Source organism: Eubacterium sp. AF17-7 (assembly GCF_003461285.1).
Lineage (GTDB): Bacteria > Bacillota > Clostridia > Lachnospirales > Lachnospiraceae > Eubacterium_U > Eubacterium_U album.
This window is the reverse complement of sequence record NZ_QTWU01000005.1, coordinates 1-13,490: the sequence shown is the minus strand read 5'-3', so window position 1 is coordinate 13,490 and position 13,490 is coordinate 1. Positions and strand designations below refer to the sequence as shown.

11 protein-coding genes are annotated in these 13,490 nt (G+C 33.0%); 3 read left to right on the top strand and 8 right to left on the bottom strand.

What is annotated here, in order from left to right:
- Window positions 1-5: 5 nt before the first annotated feature.
- From DWW96_RS06595 to argC, 8 genes are all read right to left on the bottom strand, one after another.
- Window positions 6-1,463, bottom strand: a complete 1,458-nt coding sequence (locus DWW96_RS06595; protein WP_243003033.1) for a HAMP domain-containing sensor histidine kinase — start codon at window positions 1,461-1,463, stop codon at window positions 6-8.
- A 4-nt stretch (window positions 1,464-1,467) separates the two neighbouring features.
- Window positions 1,468-2,154: a response regulator transcription factor gene (locus tag DWW96_RS06590; RefSeq protein ID WP_117909865.1), complete on the bottom strand. Its 687-nt coding sequence runs from the start codon at window positions 2,152-2,154 to the stop codon at window positions 1,468-1,470.
- 14 nt (window positions 2,155-2,168) lie between these two features.
- On the bottom strand, window positions 2,169-2,771 hold the full coding sequence (locus tag DWW96_RS06585) for a helix-hairpin-helix domain-containing protein (RefSeq protein WP_022089371.1): 603 nt from the start codon (window positions 2,769-2,771) through the stop codon (window positions 2,169-2,171).
- A gap of 130 nt (window positions 2,772-2,901) precedes the next feature.
- Window positions 2,902-3,330: a DMT family transporter gene (locus DWW96_RS06580; RefSeq protein ID WP_022089372.1), complete on the bottom strand. Its 429-nt coding sequence runs from the start codon at window positions 3,328-3,330 to the stop codon at window positions 2,902-2,904.
- 45 nt (window positions 3,331-3,375) lie between these two features.
- A complete protein-coding gene (locus DWW96_RS06575; protein ID WP_022089373.1) occupies window positions 3,376-4,560 on the bottom strand; it encodes an aspartate aminotransferase family protein in 1,185 nt (394 codons plus the stop codon).
- Between the two features lie 93 nt (window positions 4,561-4,653).
- A complete protein-coding gene (gene argB, locus DWW96_RS06570) occupies window positions 4,654-5,568 on the bottom strand; it encodes an acetylglutamate kinase (protein ID WP_117909864.1) in 915 nt (304 codons plus the stop codon).
- 51 nt (window positions 5,569-5,619) lie between these two features.
- Complete coding sequence (gene argJ, locus DWW96_RS06565) at window positions 5,620-6,840, bottom strand: bifunctional glutamate N-acetyltransferase/amino-acid acetyltransferase ArgJ (RefSeq protein WP_022089375.1); 1,221 nt, start codon at window positions 6,838-6,840, stop codon at window positions 5,620-5,622.
- Window positions 6,841-7,241: 401 nt separating this feature from the next.
- Entirely contained in the window at window positions 7,242-8,282 is a 1,041-nt protein-coding gene (gene argC, locus DWW96_RS06560; RefSeq protein WP_117909863.1) for an N-acetyl-gamma-glutamyl-phosphate reductase, read from the bottom strand.
- A gap of 316 nt (window positions 8,283-8,598) precedes the next feature.
- On the opposite strand from argC, the gene DWW96_RS06555 reads away from it, so the two are divergent.
- The 3 genes from DWW96_RS06555 (at window position 8,599) to DWW96_RS06545 (ending at window position 13,351) form a co-directional block, all read left to right on the top strand.
- Window positions 8,599-9,825, top strand: coding sequence for an argininosuccinate synthase (locus DWW96_RS06555; RefSeq protein ID WP_022089377.1), 1,227 nt, complete (start codon window positions 8,599-8,601; stop codon window positions 9,823-9,825).
- A 187-nt stretch (window positions 9,826-10,012) separates the two neighbouring features.
- On the top strand, window positions 10,013-10,477 hold the full coding sequence (locus DWW96_RS06550) for a GtrA family protein (RefSeq protein ID WP_117909862.1): 465 nt from the start codon (window positions 10,013-10,015) through the stop codon (window positions 10,475-10,477).
- 75 nt (window positions 10,478-10,552) lie between these two features.
- Entirely contained in the window at window positions 10,553-13,351 is a 2,799-nt protein-coding gene (locus tag DWW96_RS06545) for a YfhO family protein (RefSeq protein ID WP_117909861.1), read from the top strand.
- The last annotated feature ends 139 nt before the right edge of the window (window positions 13,352-13,490 follow it).

The following is a 13,490-nucleotide window of genomic DNA, read 5'->3' as shown; positions in this document are numbered from 1 at the left end:
AATCTTTATTGTTCAATATACTTTAATGGAATACGAACTGTAAATGTAGTTCCTTCTCCCTCTTTACTATGAACTTTAACTGTACCTTCATGAAGCAATATAATATTTTTAGTTATTGACAAACCAAGTCCTGTGCCACCTGTTTCTCTTGCTCTTGCCTTATCAACTCTGAAAAATCTTTCAAAAATATGCTCCTGCTGGTCATCTTCGATTCCAATTCCTGAGTCTGCAACTTTGAGATAGAAATACTGATGATCTGCATTTAGCGATACTCTTACCCATCCGTCAGTCACATTATATTTAATGGCATTTTCAACTAAATTAGTTACAACCATGTTAAATTTGACTTCATCTACATCTGCCATTACAGGTCTGAAACTTTCAAGCACAACTTCAATATTTTTTACTTCTGCTATAGGTCTTAATCTCTTTAAAGTGCTTTCAACAAGTTCATTGATATTTACTGTTGAAATATTAAGTTTATCATTTCCACTGTCCATTCTTACCAGATTAAGCAAATCTGTTATTATATCATTTTCACGGTCAATTTCTTTTGCTATATCCGTCAAAAATTCCTGATACAATTCTTCCGGCACATTTTCCTGACCTACTAAAGAATCCGCAAGAACCTTCATTGAAGTTATTGGTGTCTTTAATTCATGGGATACATTTGAAACAAATTGCTGTCTTGACTCATCCTGCTTAGCAATTATTTCAACCATCTGGTTAAATTCCCTGATTATGTTTTTAACTTCCGTCTCACCTTTTTCTTCAATATTCGCCTTCAAATTTCCGGTTGAAATACGTTCAATAGACTCTTCTATACTCTTAATAGGCTTAACTAATATTCTTGAACAAATCCATGACATTATCAATGCAAATACTCCCAAGAGTAAATCAATAACAACTATGTAGTTAAGTATTGTGTAATAAAATTCCTTAAATGCTGTTGTTGAATATCTTGTATACATTGCTCCAAGTATTTTAGTCTGACTGTTACCATTTACATCTGTAACAGTAGACATTATGGGCAGTACATATTCAACATATTCCTGCTCCTCATAATAATTATATACTTCATCACCTGTCATTGCCTTTATAACACTTGAAGAAATATTTGTTTTTCCTTCGTCTGAATTATATGTGTCCTTTATTATAATATAGTCACTATTTATAACTTCAACTCTTCCTTCAAATCCTGTAGCAAGTTGCGACATTTCTGCCTCAGCAATTTCAGAATCCTGGTTGTCCATATAATTTTCGCTTAATATACAGTTTCTAAGTATATAATTTTGTGTTTTAAATTTTTCAAATCTTTGTTCTGAATAGTTATTGACCGCCATCTTTCCAATTAAAAAATTCGATACAATAACCGGTATTATAATCGCAATAAATGTTATTACAAATACTTTAAATCTCATACTTGTAATAACATTTACAAATTTATCTACTATCTTCTTCATTTATTTAACCCTGGAAAAAGTATCCCATTCCCCATTTTGTATGTACGTACTGTGGCTGGGCAGGATTTTTTTCTATTTTTTCTCTTAATCTTCTAACATGAACATCTACTGTTCTTGCATCTCCCGGGAAATGAGTTCCCCATACCAATCTTAACAATTCATCTCTGCTGTAAACTTTTCCAACATTTGTCGCTAAAAGTCCTAACAAATCAAATTCTTTTGACGTTACATTTATTTCTTTTCCTTCGATAAATAATCTCTTATCTTCTAAATCTAGCTTCATATCACCACTTACAATAACCTTTGGCTTTTCCACAGCCTTAGGTGCCTTCTTCGTATTTCTTCGGTTTATTGCTTTGATTCTGGCCTTAACTTCTAAAATATTAAAAGGTTTTGTGATATAATCATCTGCACCGTATTCAAGTCCTAATATTTTGTCCATATCATCGCCTTTAGCCGTAAGCATAATTATTGGAACATCTGAAAATTCACGCACCTGTTGGCACACTTCATACCCGTCAAATATCGGAAGCATTAAATCAAGTAAAACCATATCATATATATTCTCTCTGATTTTCTCTATAGCTTCTCCACCATCATATGCACAATCAACATCCATTCCGTCCTGTTCAAGACTAAATTTGATTCCTTTAACAATTAATTTCTCATCATCTACCACTAAAACCTTCATTTATACCTCTTCTTCTAATTTACAGTTATATCATTTTGTATATTTTCAAAAGTAGAATCTCCAATTCCTGACACATTCTTTATGTCTTCTATTGTCTGAAACTTTCCATTCTTCTCCCTGTATTCTATTATAGCCTTAGCCCTTGTTTCACCTACTCCTGAAAGACTCTGTAGTTCTTCAGGTGTCGCTGTATTAATATTTATCAAAGCATTATCACTATCTGTATTCTGCACAATATCAGTGTCCTGCTCCTGACTTTTCTTATATTCTTTCTTAGACAATATATGAATCTGTTGTCCATCATATACTGTCTCTGCAAGATTTAAATATTCTTTCTGGGCATTTTTTGTCATGCCCCCTGCTAACTCTATTGCCTGATATAATCTTGCTTCATTTTCTAATTTATAAACACCCGGGCTTTCAACTTCTCCACTTAAATATACATAAATATGATTTTTATTTTCTGTATATTCATAACTCTCTTCAATTGTTTCTTCGTTAATCATTATTTCCTTAGAATCATCGCATCCCGTTAAAATAATACCTGCACATATCATCAACACTACAATGCTTACATTCTTTGTAAAATAACTTAATTTATTTAATATTCTGTACATTTTTCCTCCTTTTTACGGAGTTTCCCTTAAACGTACACAATAATAATACCTAATAAAATTTCAAATCGCAATATCCAAATACCTGATTTTATTGATTTTATTTAATATTAATCTACTTTATATGCTCACTTTATTTTTTAAATATAAATATACCCACAACGGCTAAAACAACTCCCACTAATTTACTCCATTCAAAAGGTACCTTTTCCACTCCAAATATTCCAAAAACTTCTATCAGATATGCAACAACAATCTGGGAAATAACAATTATCAGTACAGCCTGCGCCGGGCCAAGATTATCCATACTTTTAATTACTGTCCATGTAATTACTGCCCCTATAGTTCCACCAAGAAGCATGTATTTATGTTCTACATTAAATATTGCAGTCATACTTTCCCTGCCTGTTACAAACCATGCAATTATGCAGACAATTAAAGCTGTAAACTGTACCCAGCTGTTTGCGACCCACATACTTGAACTTTCCGTTACTTTCGTATTAAAAACTCCCTGAATACTCATTAGAGCTCCTGAAATTAATGCAATAATAAAACCCCACATAATACTTTCCTCCCTCTTGAAGTATTATGTGAGGTTTTGAAATTTTTATACTAATGACTTTCTTAATATTTCAATCATTTCATCAACATTTTCTTTTGTAATCGTAAGCGGTGGCACCATTCTTAGTACATCGCTTCCGGCTGAAATTACTAATAAACCATTTTCAATAGCCTTATTAACTGTCTCTCCTACAGGTGTTGTAAGGACAAGTCCCTGCATAAATCCTTTTCCTCTTCTTGCAGTTACATTGTCAAAATCTTTAACTATTTCATCCAATTTTTCTTCCAAATATGGAGCAACTTTATTTACATTTTCTACGATTTTTTCTTCTTTAAATAAATCAAATACCGTAGAAACTGCTGCAGTAGCTAATGGATTTCCACCATATGTAGTTCCGTGATCTCCCGGTACTAATGAATTACATGTTTTTTCTCCTGCAACAAATGCTCCAACAGGAACACCACAACCTAATGCTTTTGCTACTGTAACGATATCCGGTTTAATTCCATAATGTTCATAAGCAAACATTTTACCTGTTCGTCCCATTCCACACTGAATTTCATCACAAATCATTATTATATCATTTTCATCACAAAGCTTTCTTATTCCTTTGATAAATTCTTCATCTGCAGGATATATTCCGCCTTCGCCCTGAAGTGTTTCTAAAACAATCGCGCATGTTTTATCAGTTATTAATGACTCAACACTTTCAAGATTGTTGTACTCAGCAAATTTTATTCCATCAATCATAGGTCCAAATGGTTCCTGATAATGTGCATTTCCTGTAACTGCCAACGCTCCTAATGTTCTTCCGTGAAAAGAATGGTTCATAGCTATAATTTCATGATTTGCATGACCGTCCCTATCATACGCATATCTTTTAGCCATTTTTATAGCACCTTCAATTGCCTCTGTTCCGCTATTTGTGAAAAACACTTTTTTAAGACCTGTTGCCTCAACAACTTTTTGTGCTGCTTCAATTGCCGGTACATTGTAATATAAATTAGAAGTGTGTATTACCTTGTCAATCTGCGCTTTCAATGCATCATTATATTTTTTATTATTATATCCTAATGCAAATACAGCAATTCCTGCTGCAAAGTCCAAATATTTCTTTCCATTTACATCATACAAATATACTCCGTCGCCTTTTTCTATTACAATTTTAAATCTGTTGTATGTATGTACTAAAAATTGCTCTGCTTTATCCATATATTCCTGAGCTGTCATTTCATTTCTCCTTGTATAAATATATTGCCACATCCTTTGATTGTTGGCTAATTATAGGAAATATTTATAGAAAAACTCTCTTCATTTTGTTTTCTATTCATTCCCAAATTTTTCCTGGTCATCTGCTAAAATAGCTGTTCCGATACCTTTATTTGTAAATATTTCAAGTAATAAGCAGTGTGGAATTCTTCCATCTAAAATATGTACTCGTGAAACGCCATTGTTAATAGCATTTATACAGTTATTAATCTTAGGAAGCATTCCTCCCTGAATAGTTCCATCCTCAATCAAATTTTTTGCTTCAGATACTGTCATTTCAGAAATAACTGTATTTGGATCATCCTTATCCATATAAACACCTTCTGTATCTGTAAGGAATGCCAATTTTTCTGCATTTACTGCTTCTGCGATTGCACTTGCAGCATCATCAGCATTAATATTATATCCGTGGAAATCTTCATCCAATCCTATCGGACATACAATAGGAAGGAAATCCTTTTCTATCAAATCTAAAAGGATATCCGGATTTACCTTTGTTACTTCTCCTACATATCCAATATCTTCACCCTGTGAATATTTCTTTTTAACATTAAGCATGCCACCGTCTTTACCACTTATTCCGATTGCTTTTACGCCAAGCTGTTCCACAATCTGAACAAGTTGTTTATTTACTTTATTAAGGACCATTTCCGCAACTTCTAATGTATCTTCATCTGTTACTCTTAATCCGTTTATGAATTTTGGCTCCATTCCAAGCTTATTAACAAAACCGCTTATTGCTTTACCTCCACCATGAACGATGATTGGCTTAAATCCTACTAATTTCAAAAGAGTAATATCCTGTATTACACTCTGCATAAAGTTTTCATCAAGCATAGCACTTCCGCCGTATTTAATAACAATAATTTTTCTGCTAAATCTCTGAATATAAGGTAACGCTTCAATTAATACATTTCCTTTTTCAATCCATTTTTCCATCTCAAGTTCTTTTGATCCCTTCATAATCATGGCCTGCCTATCCTTCTTTCTCTATTCCTTTTTTTATTATTAATTGCTTTTTTAACTTCTGTAATCTGCATTAATTGATACATATTCATGAGTCAAATCACATCCCCATGCTGTTGCTTCACAATCTCCCATTTTCACATCAGCAATTGTTGTAACTTCAGGCTCTGACAAAATCTTTGTAGCCATCTTTTCACTGTAATCTGTTGCTCTACCATTTTCAACTATTTTTAATTTTCCAACTTTGCTTTCAAAATAAATATCTACACTATCAGGATTAAATTTAGCTGTTGAATATCCCATTGCACATAAGATTCTTCCCCAGTTTGCATCATGTCCGTAAATTGCTGCTTTTACAAGACTTGATGTAACTACAGATTTCGCTAATGTAACTGCCTGTTCTTTTGATTCGCAGTTAATCATTTTTACTTCTAAAAGAGCTGTTGCCCCTTCACCGTCTCCTGCAATCTTCTTTGATAAAGTTACTGTTACTTCATGTAATGCTTCTACAAATTTATAATAGTCTTTGTTCTTTTCAGTAATCTTTTTATTTTCTGCTAATCCATTTGCAAGTAATAATACTGTATCATTTGTGGATGTATCTCCATCTACAGAAATCATGTTAAATGTATCTTTTATATCATTACTTAATGCTTCATATAATAAATCTTTTGAAATGTTAACATCGGTTGTAATAAATCCTAACATTGTACACATATTTGGATGAATCATTCCTGATCCTTTACACATACCACCAATTGTAACCTTCTTGCCACCTATCATTAATTCAACTGCTACTTCTTTTGGTACTGTATCTGTTGTCATTATTGCTTCCGCTGCCAAATGTCCACCTTCTAAACTTGCATCTAATGTAGGTACGAGCATTCCTATTCCGTTTACAATTTTATCCATAGGAAGCTGAGCTCCTATTACACCTGTAGATGCAACTAATACGCTTTCCTTGTTAATCCCAAGCATTGCTGCTGTTTCCTGTGCCATTTCTTCACAGTATTTCATGCCTTCTTCACCTGTGCATGCGTTAGCTACTCCGCTGTTACATACAACTGCCTGTGAAAATTCGTTTTCATATATCATTTTCTGATCCCATTTTACGGGAGCTGCTTTTACCTGATTTGTTGTAAATGTTCCTGCTGCTGTACAAGGTACAACACTGTATATCATTGCCATGTCTTTTTTATCTTTTTTTATTCCTGCGTTTAAGCCCATTGCTGAAAAGCCCTGTGGTGCTGTTACGCCGCCTTTTATTTTCTTCATTATATTGCCTCCAAATTTTACATCTGCTTCGCAGATTCCATCTCGCTGTGTTTACATTTGTGATTCCCTGACTTTCGCCATTCTTTTCACATCGTCTCTTCGTTCCGATGTGCAACACGGCTTTCGCCGTGCTTCTCTAACCATACAAAACATATTGTTTGCAAGCTAGCTTGCCCTTTTGATTATCCATATTCAGCTCGATTCCAGTTGCTTTGCAACTTTCATCTCGCTGTGTTTACATTTGTGATTCCCCGGCTTTCGCCATTCTTTTCACATCGTCTCTTCGTTCCGATGTACAACACGGCTTTCGCCGTGCTTCTCTAACCATACAAAACATATTGTTTGCAAGCTAGCTTGCCCAATATGTTTTGTATGGTTAGTAGAATGGCGATAAGTTGTACTTATGGGAACATTGGTACTTGTTGTAAGCCTTCGTTTTCCGGTAATCCAAATATTATATTCATGTTTTGGACTGCCTGGCCTGCTGCTCCTTTTATGAGGTTGTCAAGGGCTCCCATCATTATGATTCGTCCTGTTCTTTCATCTATTTTGAAGCTTACATCTACATAATTGCTTCCTTCTACCCATCTTGTTTCAGGTGGTGTTTCGTTTTCTAATACTCTTATAAACTGTTCTTTTTTATAATATTTATCGTAAACTGCTTTTACTTCTTCATATGTAACTTCTTTTTTGAGATTTGCGTATGCAGTTACTAATATTCCTCTCTGCATTGGTACTAAGTGTGGTGTGAAGTTTATAAGCACTTCTTCGCCTGCAGCATATCCTAACTGCTCTTCTATTTCAGGTGTGTGTCTGTGTGTTCCTACACCATAAGCTTTTATGTTTTCATTTACTTCGCAAAATAAGTTTGGAACTTTTGCTCCTCTTCCTGCTCCTGACGTTCCTGATTTAGCATCTATAATAATTGATTTTGGATCAATTAATCCTTCTTTTACCATAGGATATATTGACAAAATGCTACATGTAGTGTAACATCCCGGATTTGCAATCAATCTTGCTTCCTTTGTCTTTTCCCTATTTATTTCACATAATCCATAAACAGCTTCATCTATAAATTCAGGACTTTTGTGTTCTATCTTGTACCATTTTTCATAAGTAGCAACATCCTTAATTCGGAAGTCTGCACTTAAATCTATAATCTTTACCTTATTTAATATTTCTTCATTAACTAATGATGAACATAATCCCTGTGGTGTTGCTGTAAATATTACATCTACTTTATCTGCCAACTCTTCTATATTGTCATCCAGACATTTTTCATCAACTATCTCAAACATATTCGCAAATACGTCTGCATATTTCTTATCTATATAGCTTCTTGAGCCATACCATACAACCTCTGCATCTTTATGCTGCTGAAGCAATCTTACTATTTCTACTCCCGCATATCCTGTAGCACCTATGATTCCTACTTTTATCATAACAGCCTCCTCTATTTATTCGGTAAAAAACTAACTAAATTCTATAATTACCTATTTAATTGCCGTAACTTTTATTTTAATCCTTTCCTTTATATATGTCAAAGATTGGTTACTGTAATCCTATCTTTTCTTATTAAAGATATAAATTTATTAATTTCTCTTTCTTTTGTCCGTGGTTCAGTATACATCTTTTATGTATATTATGCAATATATTCTTTAAATTTTGCATAAAACAGCTCATTTTTAATTTTATCTTGCATTTTATACATCATTGTTGTATAGTATCAGATAGTAAAAATATTAATGGAGGAATCACATGAAAGAGAAAGTTGTTTTAGCATACTCAGGTGGACTTGATACTACTGCTATCATCCCTTGGTTAAAAGAAAATTATAATTATGATGTAGTTTGCTGTTGTGTAGACTGTGGACAGGGTGAAGAATTAGATGGTCTTGAAGAAAGAGCCAAATATTCAGGTGCTACTAAATTATATATAGAAGACATTACAGATGAATTTTGCGATGACTATATTGTTCCTTGCGTTCAGGCTGACGCCGTATATGAAAACAAGTACTTATTAGGTACTTCAATGGCTCGTCCGGGCATTGCAAAGAGATTAGTTGAAATTGCAAGAAAAGAAGGTGCTGTTGCTATTTGCCACGGTGCTACAGGTAAAGGTAATGACCAGATTCGTTTCGAGCTTAGTATCAAAGCTTTAGCTCCTGACATTAAGATTATTGCTCCTTGGAGAGATGATAAGTGGAAAATGGATTCTCGTGAAGCTGAAATTGAATATTGTAAAGCTCATGGAATTGACCTTCCATTTGGTACAGATCAAAGTTACAGCCGTGACAGAAACTTATGGCACATCAGCCATGAAGGCTTAGAATTAGAAGATCCTGCAAATGAGCCAAACTATGAACATCTTTTAGTTTTAGGTGTTTCTCCTGAAAAGGCACCTGATGAACCTGAATATGTTACAATGACATTTGAAAAGGGTGTTCCTACATCAGTTAACGGAAAGCAGATGAAAGTTTCTGATATCATTCGTGAATTAAACCGTCTTGGTGGAAAACACGGAATCGGAATCATTGATATTGTTGAAAACCGTGTAGTTGGTATGAAATCACGTGGTGTTTATGAAACTCCAGGTGGAACAATTCTTATGGAAGCTCACAGACAACTGGAAGAATTAGTTCTTGACCGTGCTACAATGGAAACAAAGAAAGATATGGGCAACAAGTTAGCTCAGATTGTATACGAAGGAAAATGGTTTACTCCTCTTCGTGAAGCAGTTCAGGCATTTGTTGAATCAACTCAGGAATATGTTACAGGTGAAGTTAAATTCAAACTTTACAAAGGAAACATTATTAAAGCAGGAACAACTTCTCCATATTCATTATATAATGAAAGTCTTGCATCATTTACAACAGGTGATTTATATGACCATCATGACGCTGACGGATTCATTACTTTATTTGGCTTACCATTAAAAGTAAGAGCTATGAAAATGCAGGAATTAGAAAAAAATAACAATAAATAATTAATTAAAATTTAAAAGCCTGACAGTCAATTGATTGTCAGGCTTTTTGTCTTTCCTTTTTTTACATTTTATAGTAAAATGGTCTTTGTGTTTAATGATTATCATTGTTAGTTATTACGGTGATTTTATTACTTTTTACCAATCACCCGATTTTACAGATAAAAGATAATAAAAAGGATAATAAATTATGAAAGTAAAAGATTCAATTATTGTTATCCGCAAGGCTATTTTGTGCCATATAAAAAATCCTGAAATAAGGCAGTTCCTATATGGTCTTTTAAGTTATGAAATGATATCATACATCTTTTTTGGCGTATTTACAGCTATTATAGATTATTGCGTTTATGCATTTTTGTCTGTTCTTGGAATGAACGTTATGTTTTCAAATGCATTGTCATGGTTATGTGCCGTGATATTTTCATTCTCGACTAACAGACGATGGGTTTTTAAAATGGGTTTTGATAATATTAAGGATGTTTTACATTCCTTTAATAAATTTGTGTGTGCAAGATTTGCCACCCTTATCATGACTGAAGTAATGTTATTAATAGCACAGCTTGCGGCTTTCAATATATATCGTACTAAGATATTTGCCATGATTTTAACGGTAATTATCAATTACATAATAAGTAAATTATTTATTTTTAAGTAAAGCGGACTTAATATTTATATCGGTTCGTGTTTACATTAATATATAATGAATTGAGGATGTTTAAGGAGAATAAAAATGAACAAGAAAAATTTTTCAATCTCAAAATGGTTCTATGAAAACAAGTTATATTTGCTTGCTTTTATTTTGCCTGTAATTTCAATGTTATTTGTTTACTACTTTAAGGATGTCTATCCTTTTGGAGACCAAATGTACCTTCGTAGTGACTGTTATCATCAGTATGCACCTTACTTAGATATTTTAAAAGAAAAATTATCTTCCGGTGGCAGCCTTCTTTATACCTGGGAAATTGGTGGTGGTATGAACTTTGTAGCTCTTGCGGCTTACTATCTTGCAAGTCCGTTCAATCTCTTAGTTTTATTTTTACCGGGAACAATTTCAGATGCAGTAAGTTTCTTTATTGTTGCTAAAATGGGACTTGCCGGTTTTTCAGCTGCATACTATCTTTCAAAAAGATTTGGTAATAAAGACTTAAGCGTTGTGATATTTAGTATGCTTTATGCTTTATCAGCATATTTTGCAGCTTTTAGCTGGAACATTATGTGGCTTGACTGTATGTTCCTTCTTCCATTTATTATGCTTGGACTTGAAAGACTTGTTAATGAAGGAAAATGTAAAATGTACTGCATTTCTCTTGCTTTAACAATTTTTTCTAATTACTATATAGCAATTATGTTATGTATTTACAGTGTTTTATACTTCATTTACTTATCATTAGTTCGTAATTTTGATGAAGAAATAAATAAAGTTAAATCTCACCTTATTGCAATTAAAGATTTTGCTTTATATTCATTATTAGCAGGTGGACTTGCAGCATGCGTTGTTCTTCCTGAATATTTTAACCTTTTAACAACAAAATCTGCTGACTCAAGTTTTCCTGAAAAACTTGAAGAATATTTTTCAGTATTATATATGTTATTCAGATCGTTATTTGCAATTCCGGTTGCAGATTTAAAGTATCCACATGACCCTAATATCTACTGTTCTATCATAGTATTTATTTTGGTTCCATTATTTGTAATCTGCAAAAAAATTAATATCAAAGAGCGAATTGGCAAAACAGCTTTAGCTTTAATTTTCCTTTTAAGCTTTAGTTTTAATATTCCAAACTACATATGGCATGGATTCCATTTTCCAAACAGCCTTCCATGTAGAGAATCATTTATTTACATTTTTCTTATTGTAACTATGGCATATGAAGCATTTTTACATATAAGAGAAATAAATGGAAAACATTTAGCCGCTACTTTTGCAGGCTCTGCTTTATTAATTCTTGTATTAGAAGAATTGTTCAAGAATGCTGACTTTTTCAGTGATTTAGTAATAACAACAGACATTACAAAAATAATTTACACAAGTTTATTATTCCTTGTTATTTACGTTGTACTTATTGCATTGTATAAATATCATGAGAACAAATCATTTATAATTTCCTATTTAATTGGATCTATTATTTTCATAGAATTGATACTTAATTTTACTATTACAGGTATTCCAAGTACTTCTAACAGGGATGCTTATGTTGAAAGTAACGAAGCCTTCAAGCAGTTAAATGAAGCTGCAAAGAAAGATGCTGACGCTGATGGAGTTAAGTTCTATAGAAGCGAACAGTTATCACATAGAACACGTAATGATGGAGCATTGTTCAAATACAATAGTATTTCTACTTTCTCATCTGTATCATCCGCAGCTATTCAGGATTACTTTACTTCTATCGGATTACAGACATCATTTAACGCTTATTCATCATATGGAATTACTCCACTTACAGCAGCTTTATTCTCATTAAGATATGAATACTCTACCGGTGATACTTCTTTCCCAACAGAGAGTTCACTTTTATCATCAGCAAGTTATATGGCTGATGGAAATAATCAGACAACACTTAATATTTATAAATATGAAAAGAGTCTTCCTCTTGGATTTGTAATTAACTCAAGTACAATGTCTGAATGGGATTTATCAGGTAGTGACCCATTTACAATTCAAAACAGTTTTGTAACTACAGCTATTAGCGGTGGCAGTACAATATTCCATAAAATTCAGTCAGACAGTACAGCTTCATTTACTGCAGAATTTGCTCCAAGCGACGGAACAGATAATAATATTCCAACTGTCACACCGTCAAGTTTGGATGTATATTTCTACTGTCCTACATCTGCTGAAACTTTAAATGCCAATATTACTACACCTGATGGTGTTACAACATCACAATCTTTCTCATCAACTCAGCAGAATTATATCTGCCATATCGGTACCGTTGAGAAAGGAAGCACAATTACAATTACAGCCGGAGATGGTTCTGCAATTTCCGAATGCTATGGTTATGCTTTTGACAGTGATGCATGGGCTGTTGATTATGAATTATTAAATTCTCAGCCATACACTATCGAATCATTTAAAGATACTAAAATTGAAGGTTCTGTAACTGCTGCATCAAGCGGATTACTTTACACTTCAATCCCATATGACAAAGGTTGGTCAGTATATGTTGACGGGAACAAAGTAAAACCTATTGCTATATGTTCCGGCTCATTAATGGGTGTTTATGTATCACAGGGAACACACTCCGTTACATTTAAATATACACCTAGTGGATTTGTTTACGGAATACTTATTTCACTTGTATCATTGTTAATTCTTTTAGCTCTTATATTTAAGAAAAAATTAATTGCATTAATAAAGAAAGAAGCTATAAACGGCAATGGCAGCAAGAGCAAAAAAGATAATGCCAAAAGTAATAATTCTAAAATTAAAAATGAAAGTATAAATACAAATAGTAATAAAAATAAACAGAAAGAAATAACTTCTGAAAACAATGCTACAGATAATAATCCTAAAGCTTCTGAGCATTAATCAAATAAAAGATTTATGAATTAGAATTAATAATAAGCATAGATATGAATATATACTAATACGAATATATACTAATACGAATATATATGAGTCTGTGAAATAAAGTCTGTAAATAGACATTCTATGATAAGTGATGGAG